18 protein-coding genes, 1 tRNA gene and 1 pseudogene are annotated in these 20,939 nt (G+C 56.5%); 14 read left to right on the top strand and 6 right to left on the bottom strand.

What is annotated here, in order from left to right; genetic code table 11:
* The first annotated feature begins 5 nt into the window (after positions 1-5).
* The 3 genes from GTP27_RS10695 (at position 6) to GTP27_RS10685 (ending at position 5,217) form a co-directional block, all read left to right on the top strand.
* Positions 6-1,031: an IS5 family transposase gene (locus tag GTP27_RS10695; protein ID WP_161039290.1), complete on the top strand. Its 1,026-nt coding sequence runs from the start codon at positions 6-8 to the stop codon at positions 1,029-1,031.
* A 1,130-nt stretch (positions 1,032-2,161) separates the two neighbouring features.
* Positions 2,162-3,208 (top strand): DNA cytosine methyltransferase, encoded by a 1,047-nt coding sequence (locus GTP27_RS10690; protein ID WP_161039171.1) that lies wholly within the window; start codon positions 2,162-2,164, stop codon positions 3,206-3,208.
* Positions 3,208-5,217, top strand: coding sequence for a BbrUII/HgiDII family restriction enzyme (locus tag GTP27_RS10685; protein ID WP_161039170.1), 2,010 nt, complete (start codon positions 3,208-3,210; stop codon positions 5,215-5,217). Before GTP27_RS10690 ends, GTP27_RS10685 begins: the two co-directional genes overlap by 1 nt.
* 39 nt (positions 5,218-5,256) lie before the next feature.
* On the opposite strand, the pseudogene GTP27_RS24395 reads toward GTP27_RS10685, so the two are convergent.
* From GTP27_RS24395 to GTP27_RS10660, 6 genes and pseudogenes are all read right to left on the bottom strand, one after another.
* Positions 5,257-5,475 (bottom strand): annotated as a pseudogene (locus GTP27_RS24395) (IS256 family transposase); the annotation flags it as partial.
* Between the two features lie 224 nt (positions 5,476-5,699).
* Complete coding sequence (locus GTP27_RS10680) at positions 5,700-5,879, bottom strand: hypothetical protein (protein ID WP_161039169.1); 180 nt, start codon at positions 5,877-5,879, stop codon at positions 5,700-5,702.
* An 81-nt stretch (positions 5,880-5,960) separates the two neighbouring features.
* Entirely contained in the window at positions 5,961-6,377 is a 417-nt protein-coding gene (locus GTP27_RS10675; protein WP_161039168.1) for a hypothetical protein, read from the bottom strand.
* 2 nt (positions 6,378-6,379) lie between these two features.
* Entirely contained in the window at positions 6,380-8,458 is a 2,079-nt protein-coding gene (locus GTP27_RS10670; RefSeq protein ID WP_161039167.1) for an integrase, read from the bottom strand.
* Positions 8,459-8,465: 7 nt separating this feature from the next.
* On the bottom strand, positions 8,466-10,118 hold the full coding sequence (locus tag GTP27_RS10665) for a site-specific integrase (protein ID WP_161039166.1): 1,653 nt from the start codon (positions 10,116-10,118) through the stop codon (positions 8,466-8,468).
* Between the two features lie 15 nt (positions 10,119-10,133).
* Positions 10,134-11,399, bottom strand: a complete 1,266-nt coding sequence (locus GTP27_RS10660; RefSeq protein WP_161039165.1) for a tyrosine-type recombinase/integrase — start codon at positions 11,397-11,399, stop codon at positions 10,134-10,136.
* A 168-nt stretch (positions 11,400-11,567) separates the two neighbouring features.
* On the opposite strand from GTP27_RS10660, the gene dnaQ reads away from it, so the two are divergent.
* From dnaQ to GTP27_RS10605, 11 genes are all read left to right on the top strand, one after another.
* Positions 11,568-12,293, top strand: coding sequence for a DNA polymerase III subunit epsilon (gene dnaQ, locus GTP27_RS10655; protein ID WP_161039164.1), 726 nt, complete (start codon positions 11,568-11,570; stop codon positions 12,291-12,293).
* Between the two features lie 55 nt (positions 12,294-12,348).
* Positions 12,349-12,423, top strand: a tRNA-Val gene (locus GTP27_RS10650).
* Between the two features lie 418 nt (positions 12,424-12,841).
* Entirely contained in the window at positions 12,842-13,246 is a 405-nt protein-coding gene (locus GTP27_RS10645; RefSeq protein WP_161039163.1) for an SRPBCC domain-containing protein, read from the top strand.
* A 140-nt stretch (positions 13,247-13,386) separates the two neighbouring features.
* Positions 13,387-14,400 (top strand): 2Fe-2S iron-sulfur cluster-binding protein, encoded by a 1,014-nt coding sequence (locus GTP27_RS10640; protein ID WP_161039162.1) that lies wholly within the window; start codon positions 13,387-13,389, stop codon positions 14,398-14,400.
* Positions 14,401-15,582: an alkane 1-monooxygenase gene (locus tag GTP27_RS10635; protein ID WP_161039161.1), complete on the top strand. Its 1,182-nt coding sequence runs from the start codon at positions 14,401-14,403 to the stop codon at positions 15,580-15,582. It abuts the gene before it with no gap.
* Between the two features lie 126 nt (positions 15,583-15,708).
* Complete coding sequence (gene folE / locus GTP27_RS10630; RefSeq protein ID WP_161039160.1) at positions 15,709-16,413, top strand: GTP cyclohydrolase I; 705 nt, start codon at positions 15,709-15,711, stop codon at positions 16,411-16,413.
* A 21-nt stretch (positions 16,414-16,434) separates the two neighbouring features.
* Positions 16,435-16,860, top strand: a complete 426-nt coding sequence (locus tag GTP27_RS10625) for a BLUF domain-containing protein (protein ID WP_161039159.1) — start codon at positions 16,435-16,437, stop codon at positions 16,858-16,860.
* Between the two features lie 4 nt (positions 16,861-16,864).
* The gene (locus GTP27_RS10620) at positions 16,865-17,029 is read left to right on the top strand and encodes a DUF2256 domain-containing protein (protein ID WP_161039158.1); all 165 of its coding nucleotides are present in this window, start codon (positions 16,865-16,867) and stop codon (positions 17,027-17,029) included.
* A 3-nt stretch (positions 17,030-17,032) separates the two neighbouring features.
* On the top strand, positions 17,033-17,938 hold the full coding sequence (locus tag GTP27_RS10615) for a TIGR01777 family oxidoreductase (protein ID WP_161039157.1): 906 nt from the start codon (positions 17,033-17,035) through the stop codon (positions 17,936-17,938).
* Positions 17,939-18,120: 182 nt separating this feature from the next.
* The gene (locus tag GTP27_RS10610; protein WP_161039156.1) at positions 18,121-19,533 is read left to right on the top strand and encodes a sugar porter family MFS transporter; all 1,413 of its coding nucleotides are present in this window, start codon (positions 18,121-18,123) and stop codon (positions 19,531-19,533) included.
* A 124-nt stretch (positions 19,534-19,657) separates the two neighbouring features.
* Positions 19,658-20,929: an O-acetylhomoserine aminocarboxypropyltransferase/cysteine synthase family protein gene (locus tag GTP27_RS10605; protein ID WP_161039155.1), complete on the top strand. Its 1,272-nt coding sequence runs from the start codon at positions 19,658-19,660 to the stop codon at positions 20,927-20,929.
* Positions 20,930-20,939 lie beyond the last annotated feature (10 nt).

Below are 20,939 nucleotides of genomic sequence, written 5' to 3'. Positions count from 1 at the left end.
TTACGATGATCAAACACAGCCTGTTTGCCGACCAGGAGCGCGAAGCGAAGCTCAACGAGCTTGGCGATACGCTGCGGGTGCTGGAACAGCATGTCGACTTCGCGGCGCTGGCTGCAGCGGTTGATGCTGCTGCTCCCCGCCCCGGCCGTGGGCGCGGCGGTCGGCCGCCATTCCCCACGGAGCTCATGGTACGCGTACTGCTGATTCAGCAGCTCTTCAATTTAAGCGATGAGCAGATGGAATTCCAGCTGCTTGACCGCCTCAGCTTCCAGCGTTTCATCGGACTGCGTCACAGCAGCCAGATTCCCGACCGGACCACGATCTGGACTTTCAAAGAACGCCGGATCCAGGCAGGCGCCAGCGAAAGCATTTTTGACGCGGTCAACCGCCAGCTGTCGATGCACGGCTATATGGCACGCGGCGGACAGATGATCGACGCGAGCATCGTACAAACGCCCAAGCAGTCGATCAACAAGGAGGAAAAGGCCATCGTGACCGAAGGCGCGATGCCAGCTGACTGGAAGCCCGCGAAGCGGCGACAAAAAGACATCGATGCACGCTGGACCAAGAAGCACGGCAAGTCCTACTTCGGCTACAAGCTATCGGCCAACGCCGACAAGCGCTACAAGCTTATTCGCAGGATCAAGGTCTGCACCGCCAGCGAGCACGACACCCTGCACTTTGAAGCGCTGATTGATCCGGGCAACACCAGCCGCGATATCTATGCCGACAAGGGCTATGTCGACGGTGAGCGTGAAGCACGGCTCAAGGGGCAAGGATGGCGCATGCATATCCAGCGCAAGGGCAGCAAAGACAAACCACTGTCCGAGGCGCAGAAACGGCGTAACAAGCGCATCGCCAAGCCGCGTGCCCGTGTCGAGCACGTCTTCGCCGGCCTGGCACAACTGGGTGGCAAGGCGCTGCGTTCGATTGGGCTGGCGCGCGCCACACTGCACTTGAACTGGAAGGCCGCCACCTACAACTTGCAGCGCTTTTCTTATTTGAAGCAGGCCGGGATCGTGGCGTTCTGACGCCCGAGGTCCGTCCGGACCGCCGAAAATGGCCAGCGCGGGCCATTGAAGGGCCTTGAAGCTGTCGCATCCAACAGCTGAAACAACGCTTACGCCAAGACTTTTTCAGCACGTGCTCTCGAATCTCCGGTTATTCGAGGTACCCTAAAGTCAGTCTATCTCCGGGCTAGCCCTGTCATTAAGTATCAAATGTCGCACAGAACCAAACCCGTCTTTCTTGAGTAAAACGTTGCCGTATCGCAATCAAACCTCTTCATCGGCCTACCGAGTGTGCGTTGGCGGGCGATGAAGTATCGTGCGCCTTAGAGTTGATTGGTACCTTCAAGGCCGCCGTTGGCTCACTCTACAATCAGAAGAAGGGAACATCTGCTGGGTCTTCACGGTCGACGATGACACCGCCAAAGGCGGCAAAGAACGCACAGTGCCGGTCATGCCGGAGCTGCTTGGTGCGCTGAGTACCTATCGGTGCGCATTCGCTTTGGATCCGCTGCCTGGCGCCGTGTGCTAGCGGCACGAAACATGGCGCTAGGGTCAAGATGGCGGCGTATCGCTGCCTGATCGGCGAGTGGCCCGACGTCGGCTGTATCGGGTTGGATGTGATAATTTAAGTTCGCGCGCACTACACAATGTGCTCCCCGAACAGGCCGGGGACCTGACCGCAGCCGGACACCTTAGCTACCCTCTCGGCGCACTGGCTGTCCCATACCTTCGACATTACTTGGCTCATCACTGGTCGAGATATCCATACCGTGGCCATCTCGCTCGTACACGTTAACGTAGACCCGACCATATATGTTGAGGCCAGCAATCGCAACATTACCGCGCGCAAGATCTGAAGCCTGACTGCTGTGCTATATGGCTGCTCGCTAGATGACGTCTCGTTTTACAACCTGGATTCATACCTCGAACTGATTGACGAGAAAGGCGTTGGTGAGGTTCTGGATTTTAGGCTACCGGGCCATCCTCGCTCCCTCGCCTTAGGCATCGGTCCTCGGACTCGAATCGCCCCCACCGGCTGTTCAGGCGTCTATGGATGGGCAAACGCAGTGAATGTAACGTTGACGTTAATGTTTTGGATATGTGCTTAACGTTGTTGTTCGGTTAAAATCATCGCAACATTGGAGAAGTATATGCGTATAGAAGCAGTCGACCTATTTTGCGGAGTTGGAGGCCTCAGTTATGGCCTCAAGGAAGCAGGGATCAAGGTAAAGGCCGGATATGATATCGACACGGACTGTGAGTTCCCCTATGAAGCTAATATTCAGGCCAAGTTCCACAAGAAAAACGTGGAATTGATTGATGGCTCAATAATATCGAAGCATTATTCAAAAGCTAAGGGTGTGGTTCGCCTGCTTGCCGGTTGTGCACCTTGCCAACCGTTCTCCACCCTTACACGCGGCCGTGACAACTCCGAAGACGCGAAATGGTCGCTGCTCGACCATTTTTCCCGTCTAATCGAAGAGACTCAGCCCGAGCTTGTGTCCATGGAAAATGTGCCGCGCGTGACGAATCATGCGCCGTTCGATAAATTTATAGCTACATTGTGTCGCAACAACTATTACTTTGACTGGAAACGCGTGCGTTGCGCCGACTATGGCATTCCGCAGGAGCGACGGCGCTTTGTTCTAGTGGCGTCCAAGTTGGGCGAAATTAAGATCCCAGGTCCCACCACCAAAAAGCCGATTACTGTCAAAGATGCGATTGGCCATCTGCCGAAACTAAAGGCGGGAGAGACGTCCGCCACTGATCCGCTGCATAAGGCGCGATCGTTGACGCCGATTAACCTGAAACGTATCCAAGCATCCAAACCGGGTGGAACTTGGCTAGACTGGCCGGAGGATCTGCGTGCGCCTTGCCACAAAGCGGACTCTGGGAAATCGTTCAAAAGCGTCTACGCACGCATGAAATGGAATGTACCTTCACCTACCATCACAACGCAGTGCTACAACTTCGGCACCGGTAGGTTTGGACACCCTGAGCAGCATCGCGCCATCACTTTGCGCGAAGCGGCGATACTGCAGTCCTTCCCTGATGACTACCAGTTCGTGAGTCCCGACGTGCCGGTAACCTTCTCCGCCGTTGGTCGCATGATTGGCAATGCAGTGCCGCCTGCGCTAGGAAAGCTTGTCGGTGAAATTTTCAAGGCCCACCTTATACAACTGGAGAAGAAATCCTGATGGCCAATCTCAAGTTTCGCATTGAATTGAATGTCCTGAATCACTTAGGTATTGGCCTGTACAGTTCCACCCCTGCGGTGGTCAGCGAGGTCATCTCTAACGCCTGGGACGCGGATGCGTCCGAGGTTAAGATTCAACTCAAACCGGACGACGATGAAATCGTCGTTGATGACGATGGTCATGGCATGACGGAAGACGCCGTGCTCAACAAGTTCTTGAAAGTAGGGTACACGCGACGTCTGCGGGAAGCAAATAAGTCGTTGAGCCAGAGTGGCAAACGCCGCGTTATGGGCAGGAAAGGCATCGGCAAGCTGGCTATGTTTTCACTGGCTAACTCGATCGAAGTCGTTACAAAGGCAGAAGGCGAGGACACGGTCGCCTTTAAGATTGACGTCAAGAAGTTGAAGGCGATGACGAGCGGCACGGAAGATGCCGTTGACTATCCTGTCGAACGGATTGACGTGCCCGCCGACTTCACCAAGCCGAAGGGTACACGTATCAGCCTGACCGATCTGAACTCGAAGATTAACAAGACGGAGGAATATCTCCGCCCACGCTTGGCGCGCCGATTCGGCGTATTTACTGACACCTTTAAGGTAGAACTGAACGGTAAGTCCCTCACCCGTGGCGAAGCCTCCCTCTACAAGGACTTGCAGTTCTTATGGTTCTTCGATACGGCGGCGCGGGACGAAATCCTCAAGATCGCGCCCGCCATTGCGACGAAGACCGACGAGGCCGGCAAAGTAGAACACTTCGTCGCAAGCCTGCCCGCCATCCTGCAGGTTGGCGGCGTCGATGTCGAAGTGAAGGGCTTCATCGGCACAGTCGACACTCCATCCAAGTTGGGACGCGGCGACGAAAGTCTTAATAAAGTTTCCATCTTCGCTAACGGCCGTCTGTTCCAGGAAGACATCCTTTCTGAACTTGGAGATGCGCGCTACTTCAACAACTACATTTTCGGCGAGGTTCAGGCTGACTTTTTGGATTCCGACGACACGGATCGCGCCACTGCCAGCCGAGAGGCCATTAAGCACGACGATGCTCACTTCCAGGCATTGCGCACGCACATGGTCACCGTGATGCGTCAGATCCGAGACGAATGGGACGATTGGCGTCGGGAACTGGGCTACACGAAAACCTCCACGCCCAACCCGAATATCGTCGAATGGCTGGACAGCTTCACTGACCAGCGCGATCGCAAGGCGGCGGATCGAATCATGACGTCAATCGGAAACGTTTCGATCTCCAACGATCCGAGCAAGAACGAAGAAGCCCAGCGCTTGCTGTATCGCAGTGCGATCGTCGGTTTCGAAAAGCTGCGGGCGCGAAGCCGGCTTGATGAGCTGGACAAGATCACCGACGTTCTTAGCCCCGAGTTTCAGGCGATCTTTGCGACGCTCGACGACATCGAGGAGAGCTACTATCTCGATATCACGAAGCAGCGCCTGGAAATCATCCGCAAATTCGATGAAGAGATTGTGGATGCCAAGAAGCTGGAGAAAGTTGCGCAGAAATACCTGTTCAATCACCTATGGCTGCTTGATCCGTCCTGGGATCGCGTCAAGGGTACCGAGGCGATGGAAGTGACGTTGACGGCTGAGTTGAAGAGAGCCTGCCCGGAAGCGGAGGAAGGAGCTCGTCTAGATATCGCTTACCGCACGACGGCTGGTGCGCACATCATCATTGAACTGAAACGGCCTGGCCTAACCGTGCGCCTCAGCGACCTGGAAGCGCAGGGGCGAAAATATGTGGAGGCCATGGAACAGTTCTACCGCGAACATCCCGATTTCCTGACCAAGTTCGGTGGGCGGCCTCCCGGAATTCAGGTATTCCTGCTCATCTCCACGGCACCTGTGATTTCGGAGCGGCAGCAGGAAGTCTTCAATGCCTACAACATCAAGATCCTGACCTATAAGGGCCTGATTGAATCTGCGAAGGCCGCTTACCAGAATTACTTCGACGTCAAGACCACGGTTGGCAAGCTGGAAGAAATACTGAGTAAGCTTTAACACCTGATAGCCTACGCGCCATGTGCCGGTCGTAGGTACAAAGGATGATTCCGTTCTAACGCTGCTGCCATCGCTACGTGTGTTGCCGGTGACGTTAATTACTTCGCCGCTCTTGTCGTGCCCCAGGTGGCAGGTCATCTCAGTCTCCAGGGCACGCTCGACCAGTATCATGGTGAGGTGCTTAAGCTGTCCGTTTTCGCCAATCAGGTCTTCGGGCTTCTGGTAGTTCGCCAGCGGACTGTCTGCCAGTTTGAGCAGTTCCGGGTCGGGCTTGGCCTGCTTATTAGAGGGCCGGCCGGGATTCGTGTTTATGTGAAGCTTTGCATAAACACGAATCCCGGCCGACCCTCTATTACGTTTTACAACGGTCATCATTTCTGGTTGAGCTGGCAGTTTCCTGCCTAATGACCGTTTGCACTATATTATTTTCACCCTTGGCCCTTGTGCACTGTGAACGAATACGCGTGCATCAGGACGTTCGCCTAACGGCTGTTGAGGGTGTGTCGCACCCAGTCGAACTCGCAGGCGCAGCACGCCGCCTCTACTTCCTCCGGCACAGATGTCTCGACGATCATTCCGAGCGAGCCGTTCCGCAGGCCCAGGTTGTATTCGTTCTCGGTGTACATCACGAGATCGCCAATCCTTGGCTTGTTCTCGGTCACGAATCCAGACCTAGAATCGCGCCAAGTTGTCTGCGGCCAGCTGCTGGTCGTTCTTTCCACTACCCATATTACCTCCGGTATTTAGGAGTGAGGGTTCTTTTTGTTCGGCAGCGGCGCCATCAGCTTAGCGCGTGTGAGGCCATGTAGCGATCCGTTGTAAATGAATCGGTTGGCAATCTCTGCCATTCGTGCAACTTCAGCCCTCAACTGATCGTTCTCTTCCTGAAGGGTGGCGATTTTTTCCATGGCCTCCAGTGTGGTACGCGGACGCGTCACTTTGCTGAGCTTGTCCGCCTCAGACCGCAGATTCTCTTTTTTGACTTCGTAGGCGTACGCCAGCGCTGGTTTCTTGTCCAGTGCTTGTCTGGTAGGCTTATAGCCTAGGATGCCCCGCGCGCCTTCGCAAATGGACTCCCACTTGAATGGCTCGTTTTTCGGCCAAGCCCTTACCATCTCGACCATTTGCCGAACATCTTTGTCCGTAATTGCTCTCGACATCTCTAGCTCCTCAACTCGTCCAGGCAGGCCAGCAGATCCTCGCCGTACTCAATGGCCAGCGTGGTTCTGTCCAAAAGCTTGACGCCTGCTTCTTCTGCTTTTCCGTTGACTAGCGTTTGCTCGTGGCTGAAATCAGTGCCGGTTAACGTGATAGGGCTCCCATCCGGGACCAGTGGATCATTCAGTATAGAAAGCAGTGCATCCAGCTTTTTGATCTGCGGCCCGCTTACCTTCATCCAGCGTGTGGCTGGGCGTTCGCCGCGACCGACCGCGTCTTCCGCCGCTTGATACGTCTTAGCCAGCTCCTCGCGCTCGGAAGCAATCACGTCCGCCGCGAACCGGTCCCCTTTGCATATTAGGACCTCAGAACAATTCAGGCAATCGGCGAACTTATTACATGGGCCGATCCGCCAGCTGCGGCGGCACAGGCCGTAGCGGTTGCGGTGTATCGGACCTTGGCTGTAGATCTCGGCCTCTTCGCTGGTGACGGGCGCCTTGGTGCTCTGTTCGACTTCATGCCCCATCAAGGAGGCAACGGCAACGGCTGCTTCGCCCTGATCGTTGTCGAGATAGGTCAAAGTTTGCCGGTTTGTCGAACGGCTGCTCCAAGCCGTAATGATATCGATCGAGCCCCCGCTTTGCTTCGCCAGCCGGTTGAGCATGTGGCGCACCGAGTGCGACTTGAACTTGAATGGCTCAAAGCCGTGGCGGGTGTAGAAGCAACAATTGGCAGCCTTCCCATAGTTTTTTTGTTGCTTTCGATTTTCCACATCGGCGTCTAGCCGTTTTGCATAGTAGCCCCGGTTGAAGGGGGCGAGCAGGACGGGACTGGTCGCTAATGTTGTCGCAAACTGGCTGCGCAGGCAGCATAGCAGCGACTCGGACATTTTCAGTGGAGTAACTTCACCTTTAACAGTTGGCTCTTGGTACGGGAAATAGGGATTCAATTCTTGATGGACTTTTATGACGATTTGCCACAGAGAGTCCAAGGTAAGGCCGGACAACTTATACGATCCGGTCCATGTCTTAACGAATGCCTGTGCGGACGATATTTTCGCAAAGCCGAGGGCGTGCATAACCTGCTCGGGAGTGAGCACTTGGTTGGCGGCCACGTTCGGGCACTTTGCGTGTCGATAGAATTTAGTCGGGTGAGTCTCCATGTGCCGGGCGAGACGCCGTCCCGCTTCCGTCACCTCGGTCAGGCGCCGTATGGCTTCAATTGCAGTTTCCGCCATTGTTTCCGGAATCGGCTTACGCGCAAAGGAGTTAATTTTGGGGACCCAGTATTTCAGGTAATACTGGGTCTTGCCGTTCTTGTCCTGGTCGCTTGCCAAACAGTCAATTCTGAACCGCACCGTTTCCATGATGCGCGTCGGCGCACAGAGCAGCAACGCGGTAATACTTGTGACCAGCACGTCAACGTCTTCGAGCGGCTGGTGATACCCATGATTGAACACTTCCGCAATTGCCAACAACGCATCCTGATCCGGAACCTTTTTGTCTTTTATATGCTGCTGGGCCAAGAAGCCGTTTGTTTTAGCGTAGCTGCGGTCGCGGCGGTAGTGGTGATTCCAGTAATGTGCGCTAGAGGTGACAATGGCATAATCGGCTAGCCGTTTTAGGATTCCGAGCAGTTCTCCGGCAATGAACGCCACAGCCTTTTGGTGACCTATTAGGGCAAGAGTTTGCTGGAAGTGGCGTTCCGATACTTTGGTAATGTCAGCCACCCCCATGTCCTGACGCAGGACGTATTCCAAGGCGCGCAGCGCTGACATCTCACGGCCCAAATTCTTGTGGGGCTTGGTATGATGTCGATGTCGGAGGTAAGCCTTGGCCGCTTCCATGAATGCCGGTTGCAGCAGTTGCTCGGGGCTTGGAGCTGCTTTCCTTCTGACCTTCGTATTTTCTTGATTAGTAAACCAAATGTTTCCATTTAAGGTCGGCCAGCTTACAGCGTCCCATGTAAAGCCATTTAGGTGCCCCCAGGTAGGGATGTGGTCGCGGGCCATGGCAATAAATTCTTCGAGATTCCGCTGCGCCGAGAGATCCTTGCGCGCGGTGAACTGGATAATGTTATTCATGTCCATTTCAGCCACGGTTTGCCTCGAGTTCGGCCTTGCGCACGTTACATTTGGCAATGCATGATTGAACGGCCCGAATATCCGGCCCGAGATCAATAGGCGTCAGCAGCTTGCGGGTACCGCCGATCTTGATCATTGCATCCTCCGCAGCTTGTCTTTTCTGTAACGCATTGAGCACCTCATCATGTGGCGCATAGACCAATGGCTCGAACAGTTTGCATCGGTAGCAGGGGATAGGGACAGACGTGGTTGCGCAAAAGCTGTGTTTCCCACATTTGCCGACATCCTTCAAATTGCCCCCCGTAGCAAATTCCAGCGTGCTCTCGGGGTCGTTGGCGCGGCTTGCCTGCGACGCGTCGTCAAGCAGTTTTCCGGTAAATGCCATAGCCAGTGGCACGAGTGCTCCTTTCATCGTCTCGTCAAGGTATCGCGCTTCCTCGGCGGGATCGTTGTAGTACGAATCAATCGTCTTTTCATATGTGTGGCCCAGCCAGAAGGATAGGACATCCTTGGGCGTGCCCAATCGCGCCAGTTGCCGTGCGCGGGTATGGCGGATACGGGTGGAACTGACCTTGATTGGGCGGCCGGTGCGATGGCTAAGGGGAGGGCTTTGTTTTTTGGACTTATCGCTGTTATCTCCCAGCGTGTTGGACCTCCAAGCGAGAATACTACTTACGTTCTTGTTGCCGATGTGGAACAGCCAGTTGTCGAGGTGGGTGCGCCAGTCGAAACCGTAATGACTGGTAAGTGCCTCAACGGCATTCTCCAGTTGCGCTGCATGGATGAACACCGGAAGCTGTGCCAGCTCTTGCTCGGTGAGGGCGATGTCTAGCTTTTCTTTGAACAATGCCTTAACTGCGTGTTTTTGGATTTGAAATAGGTCCCACAGATGAACAGCCACCGGGTGCACTTCTTCTTTGCTATCCCGGAAGTTTTGCAGTGCACCCTTGTCCTTCGCTCCAGGGAACGATATGCGGCGTCCGCCAGTTCCCCCGCCCTCTGCTGGGCCATCGCGAAAGTCGCCGATCTTGAGGGATGTCAGTTGCACGGGGCGGCGCGCATACTGAAGTGACAGCAGGCGCATCAGCGTGACTTGCGTTGTGGTAATGCCGTGGTCATAATTGTCCCAGATGCACTGCAACAGCGCGTCATATTCGAGGTCTGTCAGCCAGCTCTTTTCTGGGTCATCGGACAGAACGTTGCGAGGCCTTTTTGTTCTGGGCAGCGACCGTACGAGGAGCTGGAGTGCATCGCTCGAAATAGCGAGTGGATACCGGTCTTTCCAATAGATAAAGAATGACTTGAGCGTACCTTTGGTTGTTTTCACGCCTGACAGGGTGATGGCTTTCACGAGCCACGCCAGATCGAACTCTCTAGTTGGATACTGCGTGAGAGAATTGTTGAGGGAACGCACGGCGCCAATATATGAGGTAGTCGCGTATTTTTTGCTCTCTGCGAATAGAAGGAGGTGTTCTCGAAGCGAGTGGCGGGTTTCCGGTTCCAATACCTTAAATCCGGAGCAGTCGATATTCATGATGCCTACCACCTTCAACAAATCTCCCTCCCAGAACGGAGTACCGGGCCTGGACCCGGGACGGGCCGTGCGGTCCAGGTTGAGATCGAGGACCTCTGCTGGTTCTGTTAATAATGTGTCGGTCATTGTCTGATCCTCCTTTTATTTGGCGTCGGCGACTACCAGAGCAAGTTTTCTGGCTTCGGCCAGAATCTCTGTCGAAGGCGGAGCACGCCGTTCCGTGTCACAGGCCACTTTCCGACCAAGTCGCGACGCATCTTCCTGAAGGTGGCGGTGGTTGTAGTGTCCTGGCATATCTGATTCGATTGACCAGCCCATTAGAATCCTTCGTAGTTCTGCTTCTTTTTCAGGAGGCACCTTTGCCTTAGCTGCCGCTTCGGAGAACCGATAGTTCCAATCATGTCGCAGCAAATGTGCGTGGATAGTGTCCAACGCGGGAAACAAATCTCTCAGTCCTGCCACGGCTTGACCGAAATTCGAGATTGAAATGGGCTTGCCTTGCCGGCGCTTTGATCGATGTGTCACAAAGATAAAGTCTTCATCGTCAAAGCCGACGCCTGATACATCGGCTCGATGTTCGGCAATGTACTCCGTGAGTTGTTTTTCTAGTGTAGGAGATATTGGCACGATTCGCCCCTCAGTTTTAGCAACCGGCTGGTTAATACGAGTGTCAAAAGAATCGCCATGGTTCCGCTCTATGACCAACTGTGGGCCCTCGCCCCCAGTCGATTCCAGGAGATGTTTCAGTTTCAGGGAGAGCAGCTCACCTCGCCGCATTCCTGTCTCGTAGAGAATCCGGAGCATAACGACCGTGCGCAGGCGGGAGCCCCGATCGGTAGGGCGGACGACGTTGACAAAAGGATTACTCCATAACGCTTCCAATTGTTCTCGAGCCTTCTCCGAGAGGTGCTTTTTAATCAATTTCTGAACTTTTGCAGATTTCGAGCCATCTTTGGTCAGCTTATCGATCAGCCATCTATGCTGCGTGTTGATCAAATCCTGGACTTCAGGACGGTTGGAGTCCGTGATCACTTCGTTAGCAAGCCAATTCAAATACTTGGCTACATAGCCGACATAAGTGTTTCCTTTGCCTTCGTTGATGGTGTTTCCCTGCTTTCCACGGCGCGCGGCGTTGATGTGTCGAGCGAGACTATCAATTTCGTGCGGACGCAAAAAAACATGACGTTGGAAGTGCACCTCCAAGTCGATCTTATTGTTGGCTGCCCACTCAAGCAATCGTTTGATAGCGTCGAGGTAAACCTTTTGCGTGCTTGGGGTGCAAGACTGACGGACGCTACGGACAAGAAAGGCAGTCGGATAAAATAGCGGCCAGGGATCGTCACTGGAATAAAGCTGGCTGAACCGCTCGCCATTCTTCGCTATGAAAGATTTGATTTCAAAGCTCATCGGATCGCGCCTTCCTTGTTGTTTACATTTTTCCTAACTTGTAAAGAAGTTTGAGTGCCGTTTACATTTCACGCAAGGTATTTCTGAGGATGATTTGGTCCTTGGAGTCTTTTTCTCCGGTAAAATACGGAACACCGAGTCTGGATAACATGAAGGAATTTACGAAATATGACTAACAGACAGGTAGTACTCGATACTGAAACTACCGGTATCAACCCCAAGCTGGGCAACCGCATCATCGAGATTGGTTGCGTCGAGCTGGTCAACCGTATGCTGACGGGGAATAATTTCCACGTCTATATCAATCCCGAACGCGATTCGGAAGAGGGTGCGCTGAACGTCCACGGTTTGACCACGGAGTTTCTGAGCGATAAGCCCAAGTTTGCCCAGATAGTTGATGATCTGCGCGAGTACATACAGGGCGCCGAAGTCATTATCCATAATGCGCCGTTCGATCTGGGCTTCCTGAATCATGAATTCAAGTTGTTGGGCTTGCCTGATTTCAGCACCCACATCCACGGTGTAATCGACACGCTGGTGCATGCCAAGGAACTGCACCCCGGCAAGCGTAATTCGCTTGATGCGCTGTGCGACCGCTACGGTATTTCGAATGCCCACCGCAAACTGCACGGCGCGTTGCTGGATTCGGAGTTGCTGGCCGATGTGTATCTGGCGATGACGCGTGGCCAGAACAGTCTGGGTATGGATGTCGAAGAAGAAGTGGCCGTGGCTGGGGAAGAACTGGCGGTGGTGCCGCTGGCGCAGGTGATTTTCCGGCCTGCTACAGAGGATGAACTGGCTGCACATCAGGAAACGCTGGCGGGATTGGATAAAGCAGTGAAAGGCCAATGTATCTGGACGGCGTTGACGTCTCCGCCGGCACCTGCCGCCTGAAAATCAAATCTGTCTTCCATGGCAGCTGATTGTGTGGCATAATATGTCCCGCTTCGGGAGGTTAGCTCAGGGGTAGAGCACTGCATTCACACTGCAGGGGTCGCAAGTTCGAAACTTGCACTTCCCACCAAGAATACCTAGTCGAATCTGCGACTGACACGAAAAGCCGACACGTAAAAATGTCGGCTTTTTTGTTGGGTGTAATTTCTGGGTGTCATTCACTTTGCCAGCAGCTTCGACAACTTGTCGAGCGCAACGCGCTGCGCATCCACCAGCATGCGAGCATAACGCTCAATGGTCTGAATATTTACGTGTCGAGGAATCTTGCCAATCCCGTAGCCCTGCAAGTTGCCTATGCAGTCTGATCGCAACATTGGTGAGCAACTGCCTAAATGCCAGACGTCACTCCATGGCTGGCAATGCAAGGGGTGAGTTATATCCTCAATAGGGAAAATGGCGTCAGCGTTGTCGTTCTATCGCGTATAAAATGCGTGTTCGCGTTGCCCATTCAAACCCGATAACCTCTATTCCTATTGCGGAGTGTCCCTATGAAGATTAGCGTAGAAACGACTATTGCTGCCCCTATCGAAACTATTTGGCGTGGCTGGACGACGCCACAGGATATTGTTCAGTGGAACACGGCATCGCCGGACTGGCATACCACCCGCGCTGAAGTCGATCTGCGGGTGGGCGGCATTTTCTCGTCGCGGATGGAAGCCAAGGATGGCAGCCACGGCTTCGACTTTGCCGGCACTTATACCCGCATCGAACCGTACAAACTGATCGAGGCACAGTTCGGCGAGCGTACTCTGCTGGTGGAGTTCCTCACTGGCGCGGAAGGCGTCACGGTACGTGAGACTTTCGATGCCGAAACCGTTTATCCGGAAGAGCAGCAGCGTGCCGGCTGGCAGGCCATACTGGATAATTTTGCCCGCCACATCCTCGCTAAATAGCGCCACCAGCAGCGCTGTTGGCGCTGCAATTGTACTTTTAATACGTTTGGCAATAAAAGACCCATGATTGTCTAGCGCCAACCTCGTTGTATCGGACTGGCTGGCCTACGATCAAGTCTCCTCAAGACTTGGTCGACATCATGTTTTCACTGTTCAAAAAAGCTGCGCTGCCCCTTGCCACTATCAATGGGCTGACTTTTCCCATGCAGGCACGGGAAACGGTACTGCAAGCAGCGCTGCGCAACGGCCTGGCATTTCCGCACAGCTGCCGGGTCGGCGGCTGTGCAAGCTGCAAGTGCCGGCTAGTCTCCGGCAAAGTCAAAGAACTCACCAGCTCCGCCTATGTGCTGACAGAACAGGAACTCGCGGCTGGCTACATACTGGCCTGCCAGTCCGTTCCCACCCAGAATGTGGCGATCGAAGTACCGTTCGATAGCACACCATACCAGCAACAGATAGCCGGGCGCGTCGTCGGGCAGGACCAGCTCACCCATGACATCTGCCGCCTGACCATACAACTCGACAGCCAGCTCGACTACAGGGCCGGCCAGTACGCTCAGCTGGCACTGGAAAGCATGCCTGACTGCGCGCGCAGCTATTCGTTCGCCACGCCTTCCAGTCCCGATGGTCGCGTGCAGTTCTTCATCAAACACATGGCAGGCGGTCAGTTTTCCAGCCGCGTCCATCAGCACAGCGTGCTCAATGAAGCTGTCACGGTGTCCGGTCCCTGTGGTGATTTCTGGCTGCGTGAGGCTAGCGCGCCGCTCCTCTTGATAGCGGGCGGCAGCGGACTGGCTCCCGTGCTCGCGCTGCTGCAGGACGCGGCGCAGCAGGGTGTGCAGCGCGATGCCACGCTGATGTTCGGTGTGCGTCGCCGTGCCGATCTGTATGCCGTCGACGAGATCGGCACGCTGGCGCGCAGTTGGCGCGGACGCTTTGCATTCATCCCCGTCCTCTCCGAAGAGACCGACTGGCCGGGCGCAAGCGGCCTGATTCCGCAACACATTGCTTCCTACCTGCCAGCAGGTGCCCATGCTTATCTATGCGGGCCGCCCGCCATGGTAGACGCCTGCACCGCCAGCTTGCTCGAACAGGGCGTGGCTGCCGCCCATCTTCATGCAGACCGGTTCACCACTATAAAAAAGGAGACGTAAATGAAGCTGCTGCATTATCTGAAGTATTTTCTATTTCATCTGATCGGGCTGACGGCGCTGGCGGCCTTGCTGGCTGGCGGGAGCTGGATCAGCGCCGGCTTAGCCTTCATCCTGGCGCTGTATATCGTGGGCGACGCCATCAGCGGTGACGATACATCCACGCCTACGCTAGTCTGGGGCGGCTTGCTCACGTTCCAGCTCTGGCTCGCTCTGCCTTTGCTGGCGGCCATAGTGCTGGCATCCGTGTGGAGCGTATGCGATGCCGATGTGCTGCACTTAGGCGCACGGCTGGGCGCACTAACGGGTTACGATCTGCTGGCAGCGCGCGCTACTACCACGCCGCTGCATCACCTCAGCGGCGTGCTGCTGACGGGACTGATGATAGGCATGGTAGGAACCATCACCGGCCATGAACTGACCCACCGTACCTGGGATCCCGTCTCGATGCTGGTGGGGCGCTGCCTGCTGGCCTTCAGCTTCGATACCGTGTTCTCGATCGAGCACGTGTATGGACACCATCGTTATGTCTCCACCGAGCAGGACCCCGCAACGGCGCCACGTGGCCGCAATGTCTACTGGCATGTGCTGGTATCGACGGTGCGCGGCAATCTCAGTGCGTGGGAGATCGAGGTGCGCCGCCTGCAACGGCAGGGGCATAGTGTCTGGTCGCCGTATAACGCGGTAATCCGCGGTCATCTGCTCAGTGCGGTTCTTGTGGCGCTGGCCTGGCTGGCGGGCGGCCCGCTAGTTGCCGGTTACTTCGTGCTGTGCGCACTATTTGGTAAGGCATTGCTGGAGGTGGTCAACTACATGGAGCACTACGGCATGGTGCGCGATCCGGCCACGCCGGTGCAGCCGCGTCATTCGTGGAATACCAACCGCCGTCTCAGCTCCTGGACCATGTTCAACCTGACGCGCCATTCGCATCACCATGCGCAGGGCGAGGTGCCGTATCAGGATCTCAAGCCTTATCCTGATGCCCCGATGATGATAGGCGGCTACCTGACGACGATTGTAGTGGCCCTGATTCCGCCACTCTGGCACCGCCTGATGACGCCTAAGGTACTGGCGTGGGACCGGCAATACGCCAGTAGCGCCGAGCGTGTGCTGGCAGAACGTGCCAACCGTGCTAGCGGCATGGCCGCGTTCCGGCAGTGCCAAGCGCGCACTACTGTGCGATAGTCGATGGGGCGGCAAGCAGCGGGCTTGGTTACTGATTAGTAGCGGAAGTTACCAAGTAGTAGTATCATGTGTCTGACAGGCTGTGCGGTGCTTCACCTTGCAGCGTTTTTTTCTGAAAGCGGCCCCATGAACTATCTGCCTATTCCTGCCGAAGAGCAGTCCCTGAGCGTCTCCCAGCGCATCCGTGCGCGCCTGACTGCCAGCGGCACACGCTTCCACGCCAATGACAATATCGCTGCGTTTATCGAGCCGGGCGAAATGGAACAGTTGCTGGACGAGGTCAGTGCCCGCATGCAAGGCGTGCTGGAAAGTCTGGTAATCGATACCGTCAGCGATCACAACACACAAGGCACTGCAAGGCGCGTCGCCAAGATGTATTTGCAGGAGATTTTCGGCGGGCGTTACACCGCGCCGCCGCCTGTGACGGAATTCCCTAATGCTGCGCTGCTGAACGAGTTGATGATTATCGGCCCGATTACGGTGCGCAGCGCCTGCTCGCATCACCTCTGCCCCATCATGGGCAAAGTATGGATAGGGGTGATGCCCAACCAGCATTCCAACCTGATAGGCCTGTCCAAATATGCGCGTCTGGCTGCGTGGGTGATGAACCGCCCGCAGATACAGGAGGAGGCGGTGGTACAGCTGGCCGAGCTGCTGCAGGAGAAAATGCAGCCGGACGGTCTGGCCGTCATCATGGAAGCCGAGCACTTCTGTATGCACTGGCGCGGCGTCAAGGATACCGAGGCGCTGATGGTGAATAGTGTGATGCACGGCTCTTTCCTGAAAGATCCCGCCTTGCGCCGCGAGTTCCTCTCTCTGATTAAACGCTAACGTTCACGATACGGAGTCGCCATGCTAGTTCAACTTCTGTACGCCAGCCGCGCTGTCAACACCACCACGGCCGCCACCGTGAGCGTGATACTCCAGCAGGCCCGTCTGCATAATCCGCACGAGGGCATCACCGGCGTGCTGTGTCACGGCGACCGCTATTTCCTGCAGTTGCTCGAAGGTGGCCGCGAGCAGGTCAACCGGCTGTTCTCGCGCATCCAGCGCGACGAGCGGCACAGCGACGTCGTGCTGCTGCACTACGCCGAAATCACCGAGCGGCGCTATGCCGGCTGGACCATGGGGCAGACCAATCTGGACCGCCTCAATCCTGCAACCTTGCTGCGCTATTCGGCGCTGCCCGTGTTCGATCCCTTCCAGCTTCCGGGCAGCAGTTCGATGGCGCTGGTGGACGAGCTGATAGCCTCCGCCTCGGTGCTGGGGCGCGCCTGACACTATGGCGCACAAAAAGCACCATCTGCCACAGAAAGCCTGCCGGCATTGCGGCTTGATGTTTAGCTGGCGCAAGAAATGGGAGCGCGACTGGGAGCAGGTGCTGTATTGCTCGGAGCGTTGCCGGCGCAGCCATCGCCCCGGCGCGGTGCTGGCAGGAGGCAGCTGAGCGATGAAGATACTGATTACCGGCGGAACCGGCTTGATAGGGAGTGCGCTATGTGCGCGCTGGCGCGCGGCGGGGCATGAACTGACTGTATTAAGCCGCACGCCAGCGCGGGTGGGCGCGTTGTGCGCGGGCGCGCAGGGCATTGCCAGCCTGGCCGAGCTGGCCCCCGACTACCTGCCCGATGCGGTGCTGAATCTGGCCGGCGCGCCGATTGCAGACCGGCCATGGCGCGATGCGCGCAAACGATTGCTGTGGGAAAGCCGGGTCTATGCCACTGACCAACTGGTGCGCTGGATGGCACTGCGGCCTGCTCCCGTGCCGCTGCTGCTATCAGCCTCAGCCGTGGGCTGGTATGGCGATGCTGGCGAGGCCAGACTTGATGAAGCCAGCACCACGCCCGGCGATGATTTTGGGGCGCAATTATGTGTGGCATGGGAACAGGCTGCGCAGCAGGCCATGCAGGCCGGTACGCGTGTCGCCATCGTCCGTATTGCTCCCGTACTCGCCCAGCGGGGTGGTATGCTGGCGCGCCTGTTGCCGCCGTTCAGACTGGGACTGGGCGGGCGCTTAGGCACTGGTCAGCAATGGATGCCGTGGATACACATCGATGATCTGTTAGGGCTGTTCGATCACCTGCTGATGCAGAGCTCCTGCCACGGCGTGTATAACGGCTGCGCACCGGAGCCGGTGCGCAATGTCGACTTTACCGGCACGCTGGCGGCATGCCTGCGCCGGCCTGCAATGTTGCCGCTGCCGGGCTGGCTGTTGCGGCTGATGCTAGGCGAGATGGCGGTGCTGCTGCTGGGCGGACAACGTGCCATTCCCACCCGCACGCTGGCTACCGGTTTTGTCTACCGCTACAACAGCGTAGGCCTGGCGTTGCAGCAATTGCTAGCACGCCAGCCTTAGCGGCTTGCCCGCCGCTACTCGCCGCCAGCAGTGTGGTTTTTCTGCGGCAACTTTTCATTGCGTGTAGTAAAACTACAAAAATATCGCTATACTGCCCCCAGAATTTACCGATCTCCTACTGCGGGCGCCCTTAAACATGCCGCTTTGCAATGCTAGTCCATCCAACTTTACGGATCACTTGTATGCAACTACATCATGGCAATGAGGCTGGCAGCGCCAGCATAGGCGGCTCAGCGCCGCAGCAACTCACCGGCAAGCTGTTTTTCTGGGCTATTACGTCTGCACTTGCTGGTTTTCTGTTCGGCTTCGATACCGTGGTCATTTCCGGTGCCGAGCAGACCATACAGAAGCTATGGGGCCTGAGCGCCGGCATGCACGGGCTGGCACTAGGCGCTGCCCTGTACGGCACGGTGCTGGGCTCGCTGCTGGGCGGCTGGCCAACTGACCGGCTGGGGCGGCGTGCTACGCTGCAGTGGATAGGCGTGCTGTACATCCTGTCGGCACTGGGCTGTGCGCTGGCGAATGACGTGACCACCTTCATTGTTGCCCGTTTCATTGGCGGCGTAGGGATAGGCATCTCCACCATAGTTGCGCCCCTGTACATTTCCGAAATTGCCCCGCCCGCGCTGCGTGGCAGGCTGGCTGGCATGTTCCAGTTCAACATCGTGTTCGGCATAGTGGTGGCCTTCGCTTCCAATGCCGCACTGGCCGGTACAGGCGAACAGGCATGGCGCTGGATGCTGGGCGTGGCAGCGCTGCCTTCGGTGCTGTACACCTTGTTCTGCCTCGTCCTGCCGGAAAGTCCGCGCTGGTTGCTGGCCCGTAAGGGGGACCGTGCAGGCGCTCTGGCCGTGCTGCGCCTGATCCAGCCGCAATGCAGCGAAGCGGAACTGCAGGCCCAGGCCGACGCCATAGCAAGCGCTTCGGCAATTTCGGTGCAGAGCAGCAGCGGTTTCTGGAGCTGGCGTTTGCGCAAGCCGATCGCGCTGGCGTTTCTGGTGGCGTTTTTTAATCAGCTATCCGGTATCAATGCGATACTGTATTTTGCGCCGCGTATCTTCGAGCTGACCGGGCTAGGTGCCAAGGCCGCCATGCTGCAATCGGTAGGCATAGGCATTACCAATCTGGTGTTCACCTTTGCGGGGCTGTGGCTGATCGATCGTCTGGGCCGGCGCAGCCTGCTCTACATCGGCTCGGTGGGTTACATAGTTTCGCTGGGCCTGTGCGCCTGGGCGTTCCAGACTGGCCATTTCAGCATCGTACCCGCCTGCATTTTTGCCTTTATCGCTGCCCATGCCGTGGGGCAGGGCGCGGTAATCTGGGTGCTGATATCTGAAATCTTCCCTAGCCGCTACCGTGCGCAGGGTCAGACGCTGGGCAGCGCCACGCACTGGGTGTTTGCCGCCTTGCTGACCACGGTGTTCCCGCAGATGGTGGAATGGTCGGGCGCCAACCAGCAGCCTACGCAGGCATCGTGGATCTTCCTGTTCTTCTGCCTGATGATGGTGCTGCAGCTGCTGTGGGTGCGTCTGTCCGTACCGGAAACCAAGGGTGTCGCGCTGGAACAGATCCAGCGCCAGCTCGGCATCGATTAATCACGCTCGCCAAGACGCTTAAGATGTTTTTTTTATATCGATGTGTGATTTAAATCGTTGAGTGTATGTAGGGTCGGTTTTAAGCTGGTGGAATACTCTCATCTCACCACTTAATGGAGACCGAATGAAGCTGGAAACTATCGCCGTGCACGGCGGCTACCAACCTGACCCTACTACCCGCGCTGTGGCGGTGCCGATCTATCAGACGGTGGCCTATGCCTTCGACGACACCCAGCATGGCGCCGATCTGTTTGATCTCAAGGTGCAGGGAAATATCTACACCCGTATCATGAACCCGACGCAGGATGTGCTGGAACAGCGCGTTGCAGCACTCGAAGGGGGCATTGCGGCACTGGCGCTGGCGTCGGGGCAGGCCGCGATTACCTATGCCATTCAGACCATCGCCGAAGCGGGCGACAATATCGTCTCCGCCTCGGCCCTGTATGGCGGCACCTATAATCTGTTTGCCCACACATTGCCGCAGTTCGGCATCAGCACGCGTTTTGCCGACGCGCGCGATCCGGCATCGTTCGAGGCGCTGATCGATGAGCGCACCAAAGCGGTATTCATCGAATCGATCGGCAATCCGCTGGGGAATATCACCGACATCGCTGCAATCGCGGAAATCGCCCACCGGCACGGTGTACCGCTGATCGTCGACAACACGGTGGCATCGCCGTATCTGCTGCGTCCTATCGAGCATGGCGCCGACATCGTCGTACATTCGCTGACCAAGTATCTGGGCGGCCATGGCAATTCGATTGGCGGTGCCATCGTCGATTCCGGCAAATTCCCCTGGGCCGATCATCCGCAACGCTTCAAGCGCCTGAACGAACCGGACGTGTCCTATCATGGCGTGGTCTACACGCAGGCGCTGGGACCTGCCGCCTACATAGGCCGCGCCCGCGTCGTGCCACTGCGCAATACCGGTGCTGCCATTTCGCCATTCAATGCCTTCCTTATTCTGCAGGGCATAGAAACGCTGGCACTGCGGATGGAGCGGATCACGGAAAATGCGCTGAAGGTGGCGCAGTTCCTGGGCCGGCACGCCAAAGTACAGTGGGTGAATTACGCCGGGCTGGAAGGCCACCGCGATCACGGCTTGGCGCAGAAATATCTGGGCGGACGGTCATCCGGTCTGCTGACTTTCGGCGTGCAGGGCGGACTGGAAGGCGGCGCGCGCTTTCAGGATGCACTCAAGCTGTTCACCCGTCTGGTGAATATCGGGGACGCCAAATCGCTGGCTTGCCATCCTGCTTCGACTACGCACCGCCAGCTCAATGAGCAGGAACTGGCCAAAGCGGGTGTGACGGTCGATACCGTACGCCTGTCCGTAGGTATAGAGCATATCGATGACTTGCTGGCCGATCTGGAGCAAGCGCTAGCCGCTGTCTGAAACGGCAGCA

The sequence above is a fragment of the Duganella qianjiadongensis genome, from assembly GCF_009857915.1.
Taxonomy (GTDB): Bacteria; Pseudomonadota; Gammaproteobacteria; order Burkholderiales; family Burkholderiaceae_D; genus Rugamonas; species Rugamonas qianjiadongensis.
Note: the sequence above shows the minus strand (reverse complement) of the source record. Positions and strands in the feature narration are given on the sequence as shown.